We start from the raw sequence: 19,841 nt of genomic DNA, 5'->3' as shown, positions 1-19,841 counted from the left end.
AGCTTACACCTCCAGATCCTTTCCTTTAAAATTTCCAAGAGGATAAACAGGCATCATGTTTTCCTCAATCCATTTCAGGGCTTCTTCAGGGCTTAGCCCCCAGTTTGTGGGACAACTTGAAAGTACTTCTACAATTGAAAAACCTTTCTTGGCCATCTGAACCTGGAAAGCCTTTTTTATTGCCTTTTTTGCTTTATTGATGTTTTTAATATCATTTACCGCTACTCTTTCTACAAATGCAGCTCCGTCTATGGTAGACAAAAGCTCGCATACTTTTAAAGGATAACCGTGGACTTCGGTCTTTCTTCCGTAGGGGGTTGTAGTAGTAACCTGGTTGATTAGCGTAGTAGGAGCCATCTGTCCTGAAGTCATACCATAAATTGCATTGTTTACAAATATGGTAGTGATTTTTTCTCCCCTTGTGGCTGCATGAACAATTTCCGCGGTGCCAATGGCTGCCAGGTCACCATCTCCCTGATATGTGAATACAACTTTATCTGGATGTACCCTTTTGATACCTGTTGCAACTGCCGGAGCCCTTCCGTGAGCTGCCTGAACCATATCGCAGTTAAAGTACAAATAGTTATTGTAAGTACAGCCTACCGGCGATACTCCTATAGTTTCTCCTTCAATACCCAGTTCATCTATTACCTCGGCTACCAGTCTGTGGATTATTCCATGAGTGCAGCCAGGACAATAATGAAAGGTAGCATCTGTTAGCGCATGTGGTTTCTTAAATATTACTGCCATAATTTTATTTCCCCTTTACAATTTCCTTGATTTTGTCCAGTATTTCCTTTTGAGTAGGTATCATTCCGCCCATTCTGCCATGGAAATGAACCGGCCTCTTTCCGTTTACCGCCAACCTTACATCTTCAACCATCTGACCTGCATTCATTTCTACTGAAAGAAATGCCTTGGGCACTTCTGCATATTTCTCAAAAGCTGCCGACGGGAATGGCCAAAGTGTTATGGGCCTTATAAGGCCTACCTTAATTCCTTCCTGGGCTGCAGTTTTAATTACGTTCTTTATAATTCTTGCCACAGTTCCAAATGCTGCAACTATTACATCGGCATCTTCACAGTTATATACTTCTACTCTGGTCTCAGCCTCCGCAATGGCCGCGTACTTTGCCTGAAGCTTTAGATTGTGTTTTTCAAGTACTTCCGGTTCAATATATATTGAAGTTATGATGTTGTGTTCCCTCTTCATTCCGGTACCTGTAACAGCCCAGCTTTTATCTGCTGCATATATATCTTCTTTTTCTTTGAACTCGACAACTTCCATCATCTGGCCAAGCATTCCGTCAGCCATTATCATTGTAAGAATTCTGTATTTATCGGAAATATTAAAGGCCTCAACAGTAAGTTCATAGAGTTCCTGAACACTGCAGGGAGCCAGGGTTACCATTTTATAATCCCCGTGACCTCCGCCTTTTACTGCCTGAAAATAGTCGCATTGTGCAGGAAGTATTCCACCAAGTCCCGGTCCGCACCTTACTACATTTACAATAACCGCAGGAAGCTCGGCACATGAAGCGTAGGAAATCCCTTCTTGTTTGAGGCTAATTCCAGGGCTTGATGATGTTGTCATTACTCTTGCGCCTGCGCTGGCAGCTCCATATACCATATTTATTGCAGCTATTTCACTTTCCGCCTGCACAAAAGTGCCACCTATCAAAGGCATCTTTTTTGCCATATAATGAGCAATTTCGGTCTGCGGTGTAATAGGATAACCGAAATAATGCCTGCAGCCTGCCCGTATTGCTGCTTCAGCAATAACTTCATTTCCCTTCATTAATAGTTTTTCTCCCATTTAAACGTATCCTCCTTAATTCTAATCCCTGCTTTTGTATCTGAATTTCTCTTGGGAGCAGAAGAACCGTCCCCATGCTTCGGAAGAACCGCTATGCTTCGGAAGCAGAAGAACCGTCCCTGTGCTTCACTTTTCCACCTGAATTACGCAGTCAGGGCATATAGCCGCGCAAAAGGCACAGCCTATGCATTTTTCCATATCTGTAATTCCTGCAGGGTGAAATCCTTTTGCATTTAGCTTGTCTGTTTTCATAACAACAATTTTTTTAGGGCATACGGTGGTGCACAATTTACATCCCTTGCAAATATCTTCAAAAAAAGTTACTTTTGCCATAATCTAACCTCACATATCTAAAATAGTGAATCTAACGAAACGTTTCTACATATTATAAAACTCTTAAAAAATGAATGCAACCTTATTTTCCCGAGGAGTTGCATAAAGGGAATGTTATTTTGCAATACATTTTTCCCTGAATTACTTGCTATACCTTAATTACATGCTGCACCAATTACATGCTATACCCAAATTACATGCTACACCTAAATTATATGCTATACCTGCTTGAGAAAATAGATGGTATCAATTCCGGGGCCTCTGTCATTTGGCAGTACTTTTACAGGCTTGTAACCTCGTTTTGTGAAAATGTGTATCTGTTTTTCGTTTGTTGACCAGGTTCTGGTCAGAATTTTGTCACGCCTGTATTCTTCCGGAAGTTTATACTCCACATATTCATAAAATTCTCCGGAAATCCTTTTACCTCTGTCTTTTTTCCTTATGCAGGCCGTTGACATGTATATGTTTTTTGTTATTTCCTCCAATGCGGCATAATCAATTTTAAAGGAAAGGAATCCTGCCACATAATCATTTTCATCTATAGCCAGAATAAAATGCTGCTGGATCATATTGTTAAAATATTCTGTAGGCTTATTCTCAGTAGGCTCATTCTCTATAGGCTTATTTCCTGTTGGTTTGTCGCCTTCTGTTTTTTCACTTGTTTTTTCGCTGACTTTTCCGTCATTGCTGACTATTTCATCGTTGTGGTCGGCCGTTAACTGTTTGTTCTTTTGATAAATATTCGAAAAGTCCTTTTGCTTTGTATCATTCCTGTATGATAAGGGCGGTACAAAATCTTTATCGCATTCACACAGAATGTCCCACACTTGATTTAAATACTTTGTTTGCTTAATATCTGGTATAAACTCATATCTGTACATTTTAATCCCCCTTCTTAACGCTTCACACCATCCCCAGGGTAGTCACTCCCAGGGCAGTCTTATCAGCTTATCCATTTTAAATAAAGGTATATTCTGTTTTTCCCTGATTTTTTCATATTCTTTCATTGTTTCTGCAAATCCGCTTGTAAAAGCTATTGGAATATTTAATATGGAGGAAACCTCCTCTACCAATTTATGTCCTTCAATAATATCTTTTATTCCTGTGTCTCCAAGTAAATTGGTATTATTTATGAGCCTGGTAACCTTTATCCTCGAGCTTGCCTCAATATCTGCAATCATTTCCAGTATCTTTTCCCTGGTATCTGTCATTGGCCTTCTGGCGCTTATTACAAAGAACATTTCATAGTCGTCATTTAATATTTGTTCCCTGTACCTGGAGAGCACCCTGGCTCCATCATCATCTCCTCCCACATCCAATACAACCTTGTACTCCTTTTTTTCAAATAGAGTGTTGATTTCCGGCGGAAGAGCCGGCACATCCACATTGGTATTGGCATATAAGGGAGTTATTACCCATATGCCCATTTTCTCCAACTGCTCTTTTACATCGGCTGTTCTAAAATATGGATTTACTATATCTAAATCCACTATAGCTGTCTTATTTCCACTTTCCTGAAGTTTAATTGCGTAATTTACTGAGATTTCGGTTTTTCCTGAGCCAAAGTGCCCTGTAAATATATTAATTCGTCTGTCCAGCATTTTCTCTTTCCCTTCTTAATGGTCTTTTTCATGCAATTGTTTCTTTCTTTCACTTGTCTCAGTTTTTAAGCGGTCAAGTCATCTTGGTTAAATCGTTCTGGTTAAGTTGTGCTGGTTAAGTTACCCTGGTTAAGTTGCCCTGGTTAATTTGTTCCAGTAAAATCTTTGATTATGTCATTGCAATCTTTGATTATGTCATTCCGATTAAGTCCTTTACTACCTCTCCAGCAATAATAAGCCCCGCTACCGAAGGAACAAAGGAAAGGCTTCCGGGAGGCTGCAATTCTTTTCTTGTTTTTTTTGTTTGTCCGCTTTGCTGAATGCTTAATTGCTGGTCTAATTGATCCATATCATCTCTATCATCTCTATCATCTCTTTCATTTTCAATTTGTTCACAGGCAATAGATCCGCCAGGTATTTTCGGTTTCATTGGTACTTCCCTGGAATAAACCACCTTAAGAGAGTCTATACCCCTCTTCCTCAACTCCCTTCGCATAACCTTTGCAATAGGGTCTATTGAAGTTTCATAAATATCCGCTACCTCGAACATGGCAGGGTTCATCTTGTTGCCTGCCCCCATGCTTGATATTATGGGGATACCCATTTCTTTCGCCCTTACTACAAGATCTATCTTTGCCGTTAACGTATCCACCGCATCCACAATATAATCATAATCATTGCTTAATAACTCGGAAGCTGTTTCCGGCAAATAGAATTTCTGTATGGCAGTTACCTGGGCTTTTGGATTGATTTCCAAAATTCTGTCCCTCATAACCTCCACTTTTGATTTCCCTATGGTTTTTGAGGTGGCATGAAGCTGCCTGTTTATATTTGATATGGCAATATTATCTTTATCTATTAGTACCAGATGGCCAACTCCACAGCGGGCAAGGGCTTCCACTACAAATGATCCCACACCCCCAACACCGAATACCGCCACTTTGCTGGAGCGTAATTTATTTAACCCATCGGTTCCAAGAAGCATTTCTGCCCGGATAAATTCATGTTCCATATTCAACTTCCTTTTGTTTTCACCTCTTGACTTAAATTAACCGGTATCTTAATTAGCCGGCCTATAGCATAATAAAGTACTATAAAGCACTATATAATTTAATATAGACAGAACTTTAAATAGCACTTGCTAATAGTTTAATCCCCGAGCAAAGCGAGCTCTCTATAGCACATATAGTTTCTACCAGTATATTATAACTTATATCATATTAACTTGGACATATTATATTATTGGATGTATAATATTTATTAAATACTATTAAATATTATTGAAATTACTTATCACTAAAATAAGATTGACTATGAAATAAGATTGTGATAAGTTTAACACAGTGACCATTTATACATTAAAGGAGGTGCAGACATGGAAAATTTATCCTTATCTATTAATGTAATAATTACGGGAATGGTAGTTGTTTTTAGTTCATTACTGGTCCTTTCTTTGATAATTTCTTTATTTGGCAAAGTTTCTAATACAAAAAAGAATAGGCCTGATAATCCCGCTTCAGCAGATAATCAGCCAGAAGGTTCTGATACAGCTTCATACAGTGAGTCAGTCAGCACTCAAACCAAGGCAGCTGACTCAGACAGTGAACTGATTGCAGTACTTACAGTGGCTATAATGGCAAGCGGAATGACAAGACCTGATACAAAAATCAGGGTAACTTCTTACAGACGAATTCCAGTAACCTCTCCTGTTTGGAACATTGCAGGCAGGACTGAGGTAATTTCCGGAAGATTATAATTATAGAAGATGAATTGCTATAATATAAACTAGGGTAGGAACTACCCGATGTGATGTTCATTAATGTCGTAGATAACGAAGGGTATAAAGCGAGAATCTCCATTAAAAACTACGAAAAATATAACTGAAAAGGGACGGTCAAAATAATGTTTTCAGATTTTATAAACACAATAATTAATCTAGTTGAAGCCTCGGGCTTTGTTACAGGAACCTGGCAGCAGTATGTAATGATAGCTATTTCTTTCATCTTGATTTATCTTGCAATTGCAAAAAAGTATGAGCCTCTGCTTCTTTTGCCCATAGCTTTCGGGATGTTTTTGGCAAATCTTCCTTTTGCCAACCTTGGCTCATATAATGAAGGAGGCCTAATTTACTACCTGTATCAGGGAGTTAAGCTTGGAATATATCCTCCGCTTATTTTTATGGGTATAGGCGCAATGACAGACTTCGGTCCCCTTCTTGCCAATCCTAAGAGCTTGCTTTTAGGTGCGGCAGCCCAGTTAGGAATATTTTTTACTTTCCTTGGAGCAATAATATTGAACTACACTCCTCAGGAAGCAGGAGCAATAGGAATAATCGGCGGAGCAGATGGCCCTACTGCAATATTTGTTACCACTAAATTAGCTCCCCATCTGCTTGGTCCCATAGCAATTGCGGCTTATTCATACATGGCTCTGGTACCAATTATACAGCCGCCTATTATGAAAGCTCTAACTACTAAGAAGGAAAGAGAAGTTGTTATGGAGCAGTTAAGGCCGGTATCCAAAGTTGAGAAAATTATTTTCCCGATACTGGTATCCTTAATAGTATCCTTATTCCTGCCTGATGCAGCTCCGCTGATAGGCATGCTCATGTTTGGAAATTTAATGCGTGAAAGCGGTGTTGTTGAAAGAATCAGTAAAACTGCTCAAAATGAGCTGATTAACATAATTACCATATTCTTAGGTTTGTCGGTAGGTGCCACTGCAACAGGTGAAACATTCCTGGATCCTAAGACCTTAGGAATTATATTGTTAGGCCTGGTTGCTTTCTCAATAAGCACTGCTGGTGGAGTACTGTTCGGAAAAATTATGTACTGGGCAACTGGAGGAAAAGTTAATCCACTTATTGGTTCAGCAGGAGTTTCAGCAGTACCCATGGCAGCCCGTGTTTCACAAAAAGTCGGACAAGAAGCTAATCCAAGCAACTTCCTGCTCATGCATGCAATGGGTCCCAATGTGGCAGGTGTAATAGGCTCAGCTGTTGCTGCCGGAGTATTGCTCAGCATGCTAAAGTAGTTTGTTAAAGTAGTTTGTTAAAGTAGTTTGTTAAAGTAGTCTGTTAAATGAGAGCAGATAGTTTAAAGATAAGTAAATAGTTTTTGGTTATTAGAAAAAAAGCTTTGCAAATTTAGATGGCTGGAATGTGCGATATTAGTTTGTTAATTAGTTTTGTTAGTTGATATTAATTAATAGAAAGGTCAATGCTCATGAAATACGCTGTTGTACTTGGAGATGGGATGGCTGACTATCCTATACCAGAATTAGACAATAAAACACCTTTGCAGTATGCATATAAACCTAATATGGATTTTCTGGCAAAGTATGGGGAAATAGGAATGGTTAAGACAATTCCGGATGGTTTGCCTCCGGGCAGCGATGTAGCAAATCTCTCTGTTATGGGATATGACCCTGTGCGGTATTATACCGGCCGTTCCTCTTTGGAAGCCGTCAGCATGGGTATTGACCTGTCGCCTGATGATGTTTCTTTCAGGTGTAATCTTGTTACCCTATCGGATGAGGTTGAATATGCAGATAAGACAATGGTGGATTACAGTTCCGATGAAATATCTTCTGAGGAGGCAGCCCAGCTTATAAAGGAACTCAATCTTCTTTTAAAAAGCAGCAAAGTGGAGTTCTACCCCGGGGTCAGCTACCGTCATTGTTTAGTCCTTAGAGGTGATAACTCGAAATATGACCTTACCCCACCTCACGATATCCTGGAAAAGAAGATTACAGAATATCTGCCCAAGGGCGATAACAGTAAAATGCTTCTTGAAATGATGGTTAAGAGTTATGATATCCTTAAAAACCATCCTGTAAACAAGGCAAGAATCGCCAAGGGGCTTCGCCCTGCCAATTCAATATGGCTGTGGGGTAATGGGAGAAAGCCTTCTCTCACAAGCTTTTATGAAAAGTATGGCATAAAAGGCTCTGTAATTTCTGCTGTTGACCTGGTAAAAGGTATTGGAATATGTGCCGGCCTCAAATCATGTGATGTAGAAGGGGCTACAGGAAACATCAACACTAATTTTACAGGCAAGGCTGAAGCTGCCCTTAAAGAATTTGAATCAGGACAGGATTTTGTTTTTATTCATGTTGAGGCTCCTGATGAGTGCGGGCACAGGCATGAAATCGAGAATAAAGTTAAATCTATTGAACTTATTGACGAAAAAATAGTAGGGCCTTTGTTACAAGGGCTAGATAAGTATGATGATTATAGGATATTGCTATTGCCGGATCATCCTACCCCCTTGTCTCTGCGTACCCATACCGGCGAACCGGTTCCCTATGTGCTTTACCAGAAAAGTAAGCGTAAGGATTCCGGTGTTGAAAGCTTTGATGAGTATGAGGCAAGGTCAAGCGGTATTATGATAAATGAAGGATACCTTATGATGGACAAGCTCCTTAAATAATTTGCCATAATATACTTACTTATTTGTAATTTATTTAAAATAATTTTATATGTCGGGGCTTATTAAGCAAAGCATATCTGAAGTTTAGTGCAAAGCTTAGTAAGCCCTCTTTATTATGCCGCATGCAAGACGTTTGCCGGCGCCTCCTGCAGGTTGTGTCTGATAGTCATCAGGGCTTTGATGTATGATGACGGCTTTCCCTACCGCCTCCAAAGGCTTGAATTTGTTTGTGAAGAAAGCCATGGAGGCCATCCCGTCATTTGAGAACAGCACAGGAAAATCTCCAGCATGATTGCCATGTGGCTGGTTTGTTGGATTCCAGTGATTTCCTGCTGCCAAAAAAGGATCATTGGGATCCCCTATTTCACAATTACCTTTTTCATGGATGTGGAATCCATGAGGGCCTACGGGCTTTTCGTTTTCATTTCCCGGTGTGTATCTGGGAAGTCCTGTTACATTAACAACAACCCAGGTTCCTCCCTGTACATCTATAAACCATACTATTCCCCTGATCTGAGGAGCAAGAGGGCCTCCCCTGATCACGGCATAAGCCATGCAGGGTTGAATTGGAGTTCCGGGCATTTTATATAGATTCATATTATTTTATTCCTCCAATTATTCTTATTCCATAATATGCAATAGCTATATTATAGTTTATGTAAACTAAATGTATTTTGATACAAGAATTTTTCCAGAGATGAACATTACATTGATTTATTGATTTATTGATTTATTGATTTATTGATTTATTGATTTATTGATTTATTGATTTATTGATTTTTTAATTTTTTAATTTTTGATTTTTTGTTTTATTGCTTTATGATTTATAGTTTTATTGTTTTATTTATTCATTGGATTCATTGGTTTAATTTTGTTTATTGATTTCTCCGGTTTTGTTGATCTCACTGATTTCATTGACAGGACATGATAATTATGATAATATTTTATTAGCAAAATTTACTATCTTCTAAGTCTTATCCAGATTAGTTTCCACGTCTCAGTTGTATTATACAATAATTCCATTAAGGAGAAAGAAGGTATAATATGTCAGGTAAAAAGCAAGATAAAATCGCAAGACTCATCAAATGGCGACGATGGAATAAGATCAACAAAGAATTGGCAAAAGCAGATTCGCAGACCAAAGTTGAGTTTGCCGCTGAATTTGGAAATGCAACTGACGAAAATACCTACAACCTGTTAATTTCTTTATTAAGTGAGAAGGACGAAGAAGTACTTTTACAAACCATCAAATCTCTTGGAATTCGCGGAAGAGAGAATGCAAAAACCCACCTCCAGCAACTAGCCGCCAGCTTACCAAAAGAAAAGAATGTTCTGCACGATGCAATCAAAGAATCTATCGCTATGATCAATAAAAGAGTATCCCAGGAAAGGTAAGAATTTTTAAGGCTATAAGCAGGAGGATGGATTATTTCTTCCCTGCTTATAGCATATTGTTTTCTTTTTTTATTTAGCATTTTATTATATATTTAGCATATTATTATATTTTTTATGAATTCTTGGCAAGTGAATTTTTCTGATGAACAGCAATTCCCGGAATAATTCTAATAACGCAAGCACCTGAAAAAGGGCTATATTTCATTACAGAGCTTTGAGCTTTTTGAATATGGCTCTTATAATGTGAAATTCTTTAAATGTGGCATTTTCCATACACTTAACAATTCTTGACGAAAATTTATCAAAATAATATAATCAATAATAACTTTAGACCTTGAAAAAGGAGATTATAACATGGCTGCAGAAATTAGAACCAGATTTGCACCCAGTCCAACGGGGTATATGCATATTGGAAATTTGAGAACAGCTTTATATGAATATCTGATAGCTAAGAAATTTGGTGGGAAATTTATTCTCAGAATTGAAGATACAGATCAGGAAAGATACATAGAAGGAGCTACAGATGTTATATATAACACTTTAAAAATGGCAGGACTCCAGCATGACGAGGGTCCTGATATTGGTGGCCCCTATGGCCCTTATGTACAAAGTGAGAGGAAAGATATTTATATTAAATGGGCAAAAAAGCTTGTTGAACTAGGTGGAGCCTATTATTGCTTCTGCTCGAAAGAAAGGCTTGCTGAAAAGAAAGCTGAATGTGAAGCTGCAGGGCAGGTATATAAATATGATAGGCACTGTCTTGGCCTTTCCAAAGAAGAGGTTGAAGAAAAGCTGGCAAAAGGAGAGCCCTATGTGATAAGGCAGAAAATGCCGGACACTGGAACAACCAGTTTTGAGGATGCTGTTTATGGGACAATCACTGTTGAGAACAGCACTCTGGAAGACCAGATTCTGATTAAATCAGACGGACTTCCTACATATAATTTTGCCAATGTAATCGATGACCATCTTATGAAGATCACTCATGTTGTAAGGGGCAATGAATATCTGTCCTCTGCTCCTAAATACAACCTGTTATATGAAGCCTTTGGTTGGGAAATTCCTACTTACGTACATGTACCTCTAATACTAAAGTCTTCGGGACAGAAGCTGAGCAAGCGGGCAGGAGACCCGTCCTTTGAAGATCTGATATCCATGGGTTATCTTGTAGAAGCAATTATTAATTATGTAGCTTTATTAGGCTGGAGTCCCGGGGGAACCCAGGAGATATTTTCCCTTAAGGAGCTTGAAGGAGTCTTTGACATAAAGGGTATTAGTAAATCACCGGCTATCTTTGATATAAATAAACTTAACTGGATGAATGGAGAATATATCAGAAAACTAAGTCCGGAAAAGTTCCATGAGCTTGCTAAGCCGTATTATAAAGGATTGCCTGAAGATAAAATAGATCTATTTAAAGTAAGCAAGCTGCTTCAGCCGAGGACCGAGGTGTTGAATACTATACCTGACAATATTGATTTTCTTAAAGAGTTACCGGATTATGATATTTCCATTTATATTAACAAGAAGATGAAGACTACGCTGGAAAACTCCTTAACCAGCCTTAGAGAGGCACTTATTGTTTTAGAAAAATTGGATGAATGGAATAACGATACTATTTGGGAAGCCCTTATAGCAAAAGCAAATGAAATGGGAATTAAAAATAGCCAGATACTCTGGCCGGTTCGTACTGCTGTTTCAGGAAAGCAGGTTACTCCCGGAGGAGCCACAGAACTGGCAGAGGTTCTTGGTAAAGAGGAAACATTAAGAAGGATACGCATAGGTTTTGAAAAGCTTGAAAACTCTATTTAGGAAGCAAGTAACAGAACAATAACTTTGGAAGCAAAAGAACCGTCCCTATGCTTCGTGAGAACAATAACTTTGGAAGCAGAAGAACCGTCCCTATGCTTCGGAAGGAGGATTTGATTATGGTGGATAATGAAAACATTAAAAATTCAGAAGCTAATAATGCTGATAGTAAAGTAAACGCGATTTCTACCAGTTTTATACAAGATATAATTGACCGTGATAAAGAAACCGGTAAATATGGAGGAAGGGTTCATACCAGGTTTCCTCCTGAACCAAATGGTTATCTTCATATAGGTCATGCCAAATCCATATGCCTTAATTTTGGCATTGCTGCTTTTAATGGAGGTCTTACTAATCTCAGATTTGATGATACCAACCCTGTAAAAGAAGAAGTGGAGTACGTGGAATCCATTAAGGAAGATGTCCGCTGGCTGGGTTTTGACTGGGACGACAGGTTATATTATGCATCAGATTATTTTGAAAAAATGTATGAATTTGCTGAACAGCTTATAAAAGCCGGCAAGGCTTATGTATGTGACTTGTCTGCAGAGGAAATAAGGCAGTACAGAGGTACTCTCACTGAACCTGGTAAAGAAAGCCCCTACCGTAACCGGTCAGTTGAGGAAAACCTGGACCTTTTCAGGCGCATGCGGGCAGGAGAATTTCCCGATGGTTCCCGTGTGTTAAGAGCAAAAATTGATATGGCCTCCCCTAATCTTAACATGAGGGATCCTGTCCTTTACAGAATTTTGAGGGCAACTCATCATAGGACGGGTGATAAATGGTGTATATATCCAATGTACGATTTCGCTCACCCCATTTCAGATTATTTGGAAGGCATAACTCACTCCATTTGTACTTTGGAATTTGAGGACCACCGTCCTCTCTATGACTGGGTACTTGAATCCCTTGGGTTTGAAGAGCGTCCCCAGCAGATTGAATTTGCCCGTCTCAACCTAAACTACACAGTTATGAGTAAGCGTAAGCTGCTGCAGCTTGTTAAAGAAAAATATGTATCAGGTTGGGATGATCCAAGAATGCCCACAATTTCAGGCCTGAGAAGACGCGGATATACTCCTGAAGCAATAAGGGATTTTTGTGACCGTATTGGTGTTGCAAAAACCAACAGCATAGTAGATATTGCACTGCTTGAACATTGTATCCGTGAGGACCTGAATGCCAGAGCTCCCCGTGTAATGGCTGTTCTGAATCCACTCAGAGTGGTAATAGATAATTATCCTGAAGGCCAGGTAGAATGGTTCGATGCGGAGATCAACCCGGAGAATCCTGATATGGGAAGCAGGAAGGTGCCTTTTTCTAAAGTAGTATATATTGAGAAGGAAGATTTCATGGAGGACCCACCCAAGAAATTCTTCAGGCTGTCTCCAGGACGGGAAGTAAGGCTTAAGCATGCATATTATATTACCTGCAACAGTGTGGTAAAAGATGAAAATGAGAATATTGTGGAACTTCATTGCACTTATGATCCGGAATCCAGAGGCGGATGGAATCCGGACGGCCGAAAGGTTAAAGGAACCCTCCACTGGGTATCTGAAGCTCATGCTTTGAATGCTGAGGTTCGCCTTTATGACAATTTATTTACCGTTCCAAATCCGGGTGAAGAAAAAGAAGGCGTTGATTTTACATCTTATATTAATAAAGACTCACTGATTACTCTGACCAACTGCAAGATTGAGCCCTCCCTGGCAAATGTCAGTGTAGGTGACAGATTCCAGTTTTTAAGAATGGGATATTTTTGCGTTGATAAGGACTCCAGTGAAGGCAAGCTGGTGTTCAACCGGATTGTAGGGCTTAAAGATACCTGGGCTAAAATTGAGTCTAAAGAAGGAAAATAAAAATCGGGTTAAATCAGGTATCCGGATTTTATTTTTGAAATTATTGAAATTAATCCAATTAATTCATTTAATCAGGCATTAAGAAGTCTCTCGTTTCTATAAGCAGGAGCTGAATTGATGCAACAATGCTAAGCGAGTTTGCTAGCTGATGATAAATAAACCAATAAAAATATATAATGGTAATCTATCTGGAGTCTGAATAGATTACCATTATTTTATTCCAAAGTCTTAAGAATCTTTTGAAAACAATGTCTTAACAAAGCATTAAGTAGTTTCTCGCTTCTACAAGCGGGAACCGAACTGATGCAATGCTAAGCGAGTTTGCTTAAAAAATTTGAGTTGAAATCATTTTCAAATTTAAGTTGAGATCATTTTCCTGAATTCTTCTTCATCAATTATCCTTATTCCCAGGGTTTTTGCTTTATCTAGTTTGCTTCCTGCATCTTCCCCTGCAAGCACATAACTGGTCTTTTTGGAAACACTTCCAGATACTTTTCCTCCAAATGACTCTATAATTTCTGTAGCTTGTGCCCTGGTTAATGTGGGCAAAGTTCCTGTCAGCACAAATGTATATCCTTCAAACCTGTTATCCTTGATTTCCTTTTTTCCAAGGCTTCTTAAATTTACACCTGCATTCCGAAGTTTAGATATAGTATCTGCAGTTTGTTCTTGTTTAAAGAATGTTACAACGCTGTTGGCCATCTTTTCTCCAAACTCAGGTATTTTTACTATATCTTCGACTGAAGCCTTTGAAAGGGCATCTATTGACTCAAAATTCTGGCTTAGGAGTTGCGCCGCCCTCAAACCTATATTTCTAATTCCAAACCCATAAATTAATCTGTCAATATCATTGTTCTTTGAAGCTTCTATTGAGTTTAGAAGATTTTGAACCGACTTCTTACCCATCCGCTGTATTTTTTCAAGTTCTTCTCTCTTTTCATGGAGGTAATATAAATCTCCAATTCCCTGTATAAAGCCCCCATCAAGTAAAACCTTCACATTTGCCGGGCCAAGTCCCTCAATGTTCATAGCGTCTCTTGATGCAAAATGAATAATACTTCTGGAAAGCTGGGCAGGACATTCTATTCCTATACATCTGTAAGCCGCTTCCCCTTCTTCCCTCTCGACTTGAGCTCCGCAGACAGGGCATTTTTCCGGCATCTGGAACTCTGTTTCCTCCCCTGTCCTTTCTGTAAACACCACATCCAAGACTTCAGGAATAATATCACCGGCCTTCTGAACCCAGACAGTATCCCCTACTCTTATATCTTTCTGCTTTATATAGTCCATATTGTGCAAAGTAGCCCTGCTTACAGTTGTTCCTGCGAGGCGAACAGGTTCTAATAGGGCATTCGGTGTTAAAACGCCTGTCCGGCCAACATTTACCCAAATCTGTTTTATTTTGGTCTGCTTCTTTTCCGCCGGGTATTTATATGCAACAGCCCATTTAGGAGTTTTCGTAGTACTTCCCAGTATCTCTCTCTGCCTGAGAGAGTTAACTTTTATTACCGCTCCGTCTATTTCATAAGGCAGTTCTCCTCGTTGATCCCCTATAAGTTTCAACTCCTCTATAGCTTCTTCTATACTGCCTACAACCTTATACCCCGGAATGACTTTTAATCCTGCACTTTTCATAAACTCCAATGTTTCAGAATGAGTGGCAAAGGTTCTTCCTTCTACTTTCTGTATGTTAAATACAAATATATCCAGCTTTCTTCCGGCAGTTATTTTAGGGTCCAATTGTCTCAGAGATCCTGCAGCCGCATTCCTTGGATTGGCAAAGAGGGGCATTCCTGCTTCTTCCTGGGCTTCGTTCAGTTTAATAAAATCATTTTTAGATATAAAAACCTCGCCCCTTACAATAAGCTGAGGCAATTTTTCTTTTAACACCATGGGAATGGACTTTATTGTCTTGAGGTTCTGGGTGATATCTTCTCCTATTAGTCCATCTCCTCTTGTAGCTCCTCTTACAAATAACCCGTTTTCATATTCAAGTGATACAGATAGCCCGTCAATCTTTCTTTCAACAACATACTCGACCTTTTCCTGAAGGGCTTCTCTAACTCTCCTGTCAAAGGCATAAAGCTCTCCCTCACTAAAAACATCCTGAAGGCTTCCCATTTGTATCGTATGAAATACCTTCTGGAAACCTTCAAGAGGCTTTCCCCCCACTCTCTGAGTAGGAGAAAGCGGTGAAGCATACTGGGGAAACTGGCTTTCAAGTTCCTCCAGTTCCCTGTACAGTGCGTCATATTCATGGTCACTTATTTCAGGATTATCTTCTACATAATATTTATAATCATGGTAGCTTATTATCTCTCGTAATTCCTCTATTCTTTTTAATGGATCATCCCGCATAAAACATCCCCCTGGATTTTGGTTCTGTTTTTATAGTTCTGCTATTATAATTGGTTATTGAGTTCTGACTTTTGTTATAAGCTTATGCTATTAGGCTTATACTATCAGCCTTATATTAGCTTATTAGCCTTATATTAGCTTATGCTATTGACTTAAGCCATTGGCTATATATTGACTTTATACTGGATTTTATTTCTCTTTTGCCATTGGCTGCTGGCTGGCCATTTACTTTTTGCTTTTAACCTTCTGTAATGCCATCTCAATAATAGCGTTTCCTTGATTTATTATCTTTTAGCAACACCATATAAATTGCAAACATTGATATTATTATCCATATGATGCCCCATACTATGGCAGGTATTCCTGTCATTTGCGCAAGCTGAACTGCGTCCGTAAGAGGCTGCTCAACTTTCCAGCCTCTGATCAGGTGGAACTTTAAATTAATCTGAAGTAGTATGGTATCAACAAAAGTATCATAAACAGCATAAGCAAGGCTGGAAATACCCATTATATCTATTGCCCACTCTATAACATTTTCATTATCAACCATATAAATCAGTAAAACCAATGCTGTAAAAATTATGGAATATATTAATGTAAATGAAAATCCAGAATACTTTATTGAAACGATCATGAAAATAACTGCTAAAGTCCCTAGTATGTATCTCTTAAAGAATGTCCTTTTTAGATATAAAATCAGCAGTGCAAAGAGCACACTTCCCAAATATCCCCCATTTGCCACCATAAAAGAGGAAAACCAGCTTTTGCTCTTAACCAGGGCATATCCGCTTTCATTGAAGCCTATATTAAGTTCCTGCAATCCATATCCAAAAACTAAGCCCATAAATGCATGGCCAAGTTCGTGAAGAAAAACCGCAAAAAGTTTCAGTGGCTTAATGATACCTGTATTCCACAGGGCAACTACTGCTACCAGAATCAGCAAATACTTCCAGAAACGTTTCATTGTATTCTTTTTCTCCTCACAAAATATTTAAAACTAGATTTCCATTATTATAGGCAGAATCATTGGGTTTCTCTTTGTCTTTTCATATAAAAATTCTCTGAGATCATCTTTTATGATGCTTTTCTTGGATGACCAGTCGTTTTTCCCCTTGTTTTCAAACTTTTCAATGGAACCTTTTATAATTGCTTTTACCTGTTCCATCAGATCTTCTGATTCCCTGACATATACGAAACCTCTTGAAATAATATCAGGTCCTGCGATTACTGCCCCTGTTTCATTGTCAATTGTTATAACCACTACAATAAGTCCATCCTGGGATAAATGTTTTCTGTCTCTTAAAACTATGTTTCCAACGTCTCCGACTCCTAAACCGTCTACAAGGACTTTTCCTGCGGTTACATTTCCGTTCATCTTTGCTGAATCAGAAGTAAGTTCCAGCACATTACCGTTATCCATTATGAAAATATTCTGCAAGGGCATTCCAAGACTGTTAGCAAGGTTTGCATGCCGTTTTAAATGGCGGTATTCACCATGTACCGGTATAAAAAACTTTGGTTTTACCAGGGTGTGTATAAGCTTTAATTCCTCCTGGCAGGCATGTCCGGATACATGTATTTCATCCAGGGATTCATATATTACTTCCGCTCCCTTTTTAAATAATTCGTTAATTACCTTGAAAATCATTTTTTCATTTCCAGGTATTGGTGATGCTGAAATGATAACAAGGTCTCCCGGAACGATATCCACCTTCCTGTGATCTGAAGCAGCCATTCTTGACAGTCCTGCCATTGGCTCTCCCTGGCTTCCGGTGGTAATAATGACCACCCTGTCGGGACTATATTTATCAATATTGTCTATGTCAACAAAGACACCTTCAGGTATTGTCAAATAGCCAAGCTCTTTTGCCACATTTACAACATTTACTATGCTTCTGCCACATACTGCCACTTTTCTGTTTGATTTCACAGCGCTGTTTATTACCTGCTGTATCCTGTGAACATTTGAAGCAAAAGTGGCAACCAGTATTCTTCCCCTTGAATTCATGAATATTTCTTCAAAAGTTGCTCCAACGGTCTTTTCAGACATGGTATAGCCCGGCCTTTCAACATTTGTGCTGTCAGCCATAAGCAGCAGCACCCCTTCTTTTCCAATCTCGGCCAGCCTTTTCAAATCCATGGGTTCTCCGTCAATTGGAGTGTAATCAATCTTAAAGTCAGAGGTATGGACTATCGTCCCAACAGGTGTGTATATTGCTAATGCAACCGAATCTGCTATGCTATGGTTGGAGCGGATAAATTCTATCTTAAAACAACCAAGGGTAATAGTATCTCCCTGCTTGATAGTATTAAGTTTTACATCTGCAAGCATTTTATGTTCTGCCAGTTTATATTCAAGAAGACCTAATGTAAGTCTGGTCCCATACACAGGTACATTAATGTCTTTCAATACATAGGGGAGTGCTCCGATATGGTCTTCATGACCATGGGTAATAACTATTCCTCTAACTTTCTCCTTGTTTTTTTCTAAATATGTTACATCAGGTATGACAAGATCAATACCCAACATGTCATCCTCTGGAAAAGCAAGCCCGCAATCTACGACTACTATATCATCACCGTACTCGAAGACTGTAATATTTTTTCCGATCTCCTGTAATCCTCCCAAAGGTATTATTTTTAATTTTTTCTTGCTTTTGGCCACAAAAAAACCTCCGTAAATCATTATATTTTCCGATCACTTATAAACCAGAACCATTATAACATATTATTGAATAAAATTACAAAATATTTACCCTGCTTTGCAGGAAGACCACAAGCAAGACAGAAATGCAAGAAAGAGCCGTCATCTTATTTCACCAACTGCTTTTGTTTTTTTCTGATAACACCTGATGATATACGTCCATTGTATGTTTTGCTATTATGTCCCAATTATAACTGCTGTAAACCTTTGTCAGGGCACTTTTTCTTATGCTCTCAGCTTTTTCCGGATTAAATAGAAGCTCAAGTATGCAGTCGGCCAATGAATTACTGTTACCTACATATGCTGTCATTCCGTCAATACCATGCTGTACTATTTCACCAAGACCTCCTGTATCTGAAACTACCACAGGAACTTCTGCCAGCATACCTTCCAGGGCAACTATGCCGAAGGGTTCATATAAACTTGGGAATACAGCTATATCAGCACATTTGTACAGTTTTTTAAGCTCTTCTTCGCTCACATATCCTGTAAAATAAACTTTATCTGCAACCTGAAGTTCACCAACCCGCTGTCTGAGATAGTCTAACTGGGGTCCTTTCCCGGCTATTACGAACTTTACGTCCCAATAATTTTTTATTATTTTGGGCATTGATTCAACAAGAATCTGGACTCCTTTTTCATTTACAAGCCTTCCCACAAAGAATATAATTTTCTCGTTATCCTGGGCAAATTTCCTTCTGAAATCCTGGTCTCTGGCAACATCATTAAATTTATTGACATCAACTCCATTATGTATAACATGGATTTTATCCTCAGGAAGATTAAATATACCGGCTACTTCCTTTTTCATATAATAACTGTTTACTATTACTTTCCAGGACTCATAAGTAAGCCACCATTCTATTCCGTGAATATAGCTCTGTATACTGTTATGTATCCCTCCGTTTCTGCCCCATTCTGTTGCATGTATTGTTGAAATGAGCGGAATCTTATAGGCATGCTTCAAAGTCCTTGATGCAAAAGCCACCATCCAGTCATGAGAGTGGATTATATCGAAGCTGCCTTTTTGGTTAATTATTTTTATACAGCATTCAAGCAGCGCAAAGTTTAATTGCAGCACCCATTGTATAAAATTATTGGAGTTCTCATATGGGCGAACCCTGTGAACAGTGACATTGCCCTGAAGTTCAATTTCTTTTGTGCCATTTTCCCAACAGGTTACTACATTAATGTCATTTCCCATTTCCCCCAGCTTGTGGGAAAGGTCATGTACTACTCTGGATATTCCCCCGATTATTCTGGGAGGATATTCCCAAGACAGCATAAGTATGCGCATAGATTCCTCCATTTTTCAAATTATTACTACTGTTTCTTTAATTATTGCTATAGAAGATAATAGCTCTGTTTATTGTTTAACTTTTGCCTCACTTTTATGTATTATGATTCTGTCCTAGATTAAGTCTATATAATGGTGTAAAAAGAAGTTGAGCCAAAGCTCATACCTCGGTTAGAATATAAGTACCATCAAATACCAAACCGAGGAGGATGAACCATGGCTCAGTTTAATATTACAATAAC

The 19,841-nt window shown here is 38.8% G+C and carries 17 protein-coding genes; 6 read left to right on the top strand and 11 right to left on the bottom strand.

All coding sequences use genetic code 11. The features are described from left to right. Positions 1-3: 3 nt before the first annotated feature. The 6 genes from GXX20_04055 to GXX20_04030 all read right to left on the bottom strand — a co-directional run bounded on the left by GXX20_04055 (position 4) and on the right by GXX20_04030 (position 4,762). A complete protein-coding gene (locus GXX20_04055; protein HHW30837.1) occupies positions 4-750 on the bottom strand; it encodes a 2-oxoglutarate oxidoreductase in 747 nt (248 codons plus the stop codon). A 4-nt stretch (positions 751-754) separates the two neighbouring features. Continuing rightward, positions 755-1,816 carry a 3-methyl-2-oxobutanoate dehydrogenase subunit VorB gene (locus GXX20_04050; GenBank protein HHW30836.1) on the bottom strand — a complete coding sequence of 354 codons (1,062 nt, stop codon included), beginning with the start codon at positions 1,814-1,816 and terminating at the stop codon, positions 755-757. 126 nt (positions 1,817-1,942) lie between these two features. Further along, positions 1,943-2,149 carry a 4Fe-4S binding protein gene (locus GXX20_04045; GenBank protein HHW30835.1) on the bottom strand — a complete coding sequence of 69 codons (207 nt, stop codon included), beginning with the start codon at positions 2,147-2,149 and terminating at the stop codon, positions 1,943-1,945. 218 nt (positions 2,150-2,367) lie between these two features. Continuing rightward, positions 2,368-3,030 carry a hypothetical protein gene (locus tag GXX20_04040; protein ID HHW30834.1) on the bottom strand — a complete coding sequence of 221 codons (663 nt, stop codon included), beginning with the start codon at positions 3,028-3,030 and terminating at the stop codon, positions 2,368-2,370. Positions 3,031-3,072: 42 nt separating this feature from the next. After that, a complete protein-coding gene (locus GXX20_04035; protein HHW30833.1) occupies positions 3,073-3,750 on the bottom strand; it encodes a hypothetical protein in 678 nt (225 codons plus the stop codon). Positions 3,751-3,940: 190 nt separating this feature from the next. Then, complete coding sequence (locus GXX20_04030; GenBank protein ID HHW30832.1) at positions 3,941-4,762, bottom strand: tRNA threonylcarbamoyladenosine dehydratase; 822 nt, start codon at positions 4,760-4,762, stop codon at positions 3,941-3,943. A 363-nt stretch (positions 4,763-5,125) separates the two neighbouring features. Between GXX20_04030 and GXX20_04025 the strand changes: the two genes are divergently transcribed. The 3 genes from GXX20_04025 to GXX20_04015 all read left to right on the top strand — a co-directional run bounded on the left by GXX20_04025 (position 5,126) and on the right by GXX20_04015 (position 8,180). Next, positions 5,126-5,506 (top strand): hypothetical protein, encoded by a 381-nt coding sequence (locus tag GXX20_04025; protein HHW30831.1) that lies wholly within the window; start codon positions 5,126-5,128, stop codon positions 5,504-5,506. A gap of 146 nt (positions 5,507-5,652) precedes the next feature. Next, the gene (locus tag GXX20_04020; GenBank protein HHW30830.1) at positions 5,653-6,783 is read left to right on the top strand and encodes a sodium ion-translocating decarboxylase subunit beta; all 1,131 of its coding nucleotides are present in this window, start codon (positions 5,653-5,655) and stop codon (positions 6,781-6,783) included. Between the two features lie 191 nt (positions 6,784-6,974). Beyond that, complete coding sequence (locus GXX20_04015; GenBank protein ID HHW30829.1) at positions 6,975-8,180, top strand: cofactor-independent phosphoglycerate mutase; 1,206 nt, start codon at positions 6,975-6,977, stop codon at positions 8,178-8,180. A 96-nt stretch (positions 8,181-8,276) separates the two neighbouring features. On the opposite strand, the gene GXX20_04010 is transcribed toward GXX20_04015, so the two are convergent. Further along, positions 8,277-8,777 carry a superoxide dismutase family protein gene (locus GXX20_04010; GenBank protein HHW30828.1) on the bottom strand — a complete coding sequence of 167 codons (501 nt, stop codon included), beginning with the start codon at positions 8,775-8,777 and terminating at the stop codon, positions 8,277-8,279. A 447-nt stretch (positions 8,778-9,224) separates the two neighbouring features. Here GXX20_04010 and GXX20_04005 point away from each other — a divergent pair, with 447 nt between their 5' ends. The 3 genes from GXX20_04005 to GXX20_03995 all read left to right on the top strand — a co-directional run bounded on the left by GXX20_04005 (position 9,225) and on the right by GXX20_03995 (position 13,240). After that, a complete protein-coding gene (locus tag GXX20_04005; GenBank protein HHW30827.1) occupies positions 9,225-9,575 on the top strand; it encodes a hypothetical protein in 351 nt (116 codons plus the stop codon). 354 nt (positions 9,576-9,929) lie between these two features. Further along, positions 9,930-11,387, top strand: a complete 1,458-nt coding sequence (locus tag GXX20_04000) for a glutamate--tRNA ligase (GenBank protein ID HHW30826.1) — start codon at positions 9,930-9,932, stop codon at positions 11,385-11,387. Between the two features lie 116 nt (positions 11,388-11,503). Beyond that, a complete protein-coding gene (locus GXX20_03995; GenBank protein ID HHW30825.1) occupies positions 11,504-13,240 on the top strand; it encodes a glutamine--tRNA ligase/YqeY domain fusion protein in 1,737 nt (578 codons plus the stop codon). 357 nt (positions 13,241-13,597) lie between these two features. Here GXX20_03995 and ligA read toward each other — a convergent pair whose 3' ends face one another. The 4 genes from ligA to GXX20_03975 all read right to left on the bottom strand — a co-directional run bounded on the left by ligA (position 13,598) and on the right by GXX20_03975 (position 19,599). Then, positions 13,598-15,598, bottom strand: a complete 2,001-nt coding sequence (ligA, locus tag GXX20_03990; protein ID HHW30824.1) for an NAD-dependent DNA ligase LigA — start codon at positions 15,596-15,598, stop codon at positions 13,598-13,600. Between the two features lie 259 nt (positions 15,599-15,857). Next, positions 15,858-16,562 carry a M50 family metallopeptidase gene (locus tag GXX20_03985; GenBank protein HHW30823.1) on the bottom strand — a complete coding sequence of 235 codons (705 nt, stop codon included), beginning with the start codon at positions 16,560-16,562 and terminating at the stop codon, positions 15,858-15,860. A gap of 33 nt (positions 16,563-16,595) precedes the next feature. After that, entirely contained in the window at positions 16,596-18,263 is a 1,668-nt protein-coding gene (locus tag GXX20_03980; GenBank protein HHW30822.1) for a ribonuclease J, read from the bottom strand. A 151-nt stretch (positions 18,264-18,414) separates the two neighbouring features. Beyond that, positions 18,415-19,599 (bottom strand): glycosyltransferase family 4 protein, encoded by a 1,185-nt coding sequence (locus GXX20_03975; GenBank protein ID HHW30821.1) that lies wholly within the window; start codon positions 19,597-19,599, stop codon positions 18,415-18,417. Between the last annotated feature and the right edge of the window lie 242 nt (positions 19,600-19,841).

The organism is Clostridiaceae bacterium (assembly GCA_012840395.1).
In the GTDB taxonomy this organism is placed as follows: Bacteria; Bacillota; Clostridia; order Acetivibrionales; family DULL01; genus DULL01.
The sequence above is the reverse complement of the archived record's forward strand: the minus strand, read 5'-3'. Positions and strand labels throughout refer to the sequence as shown.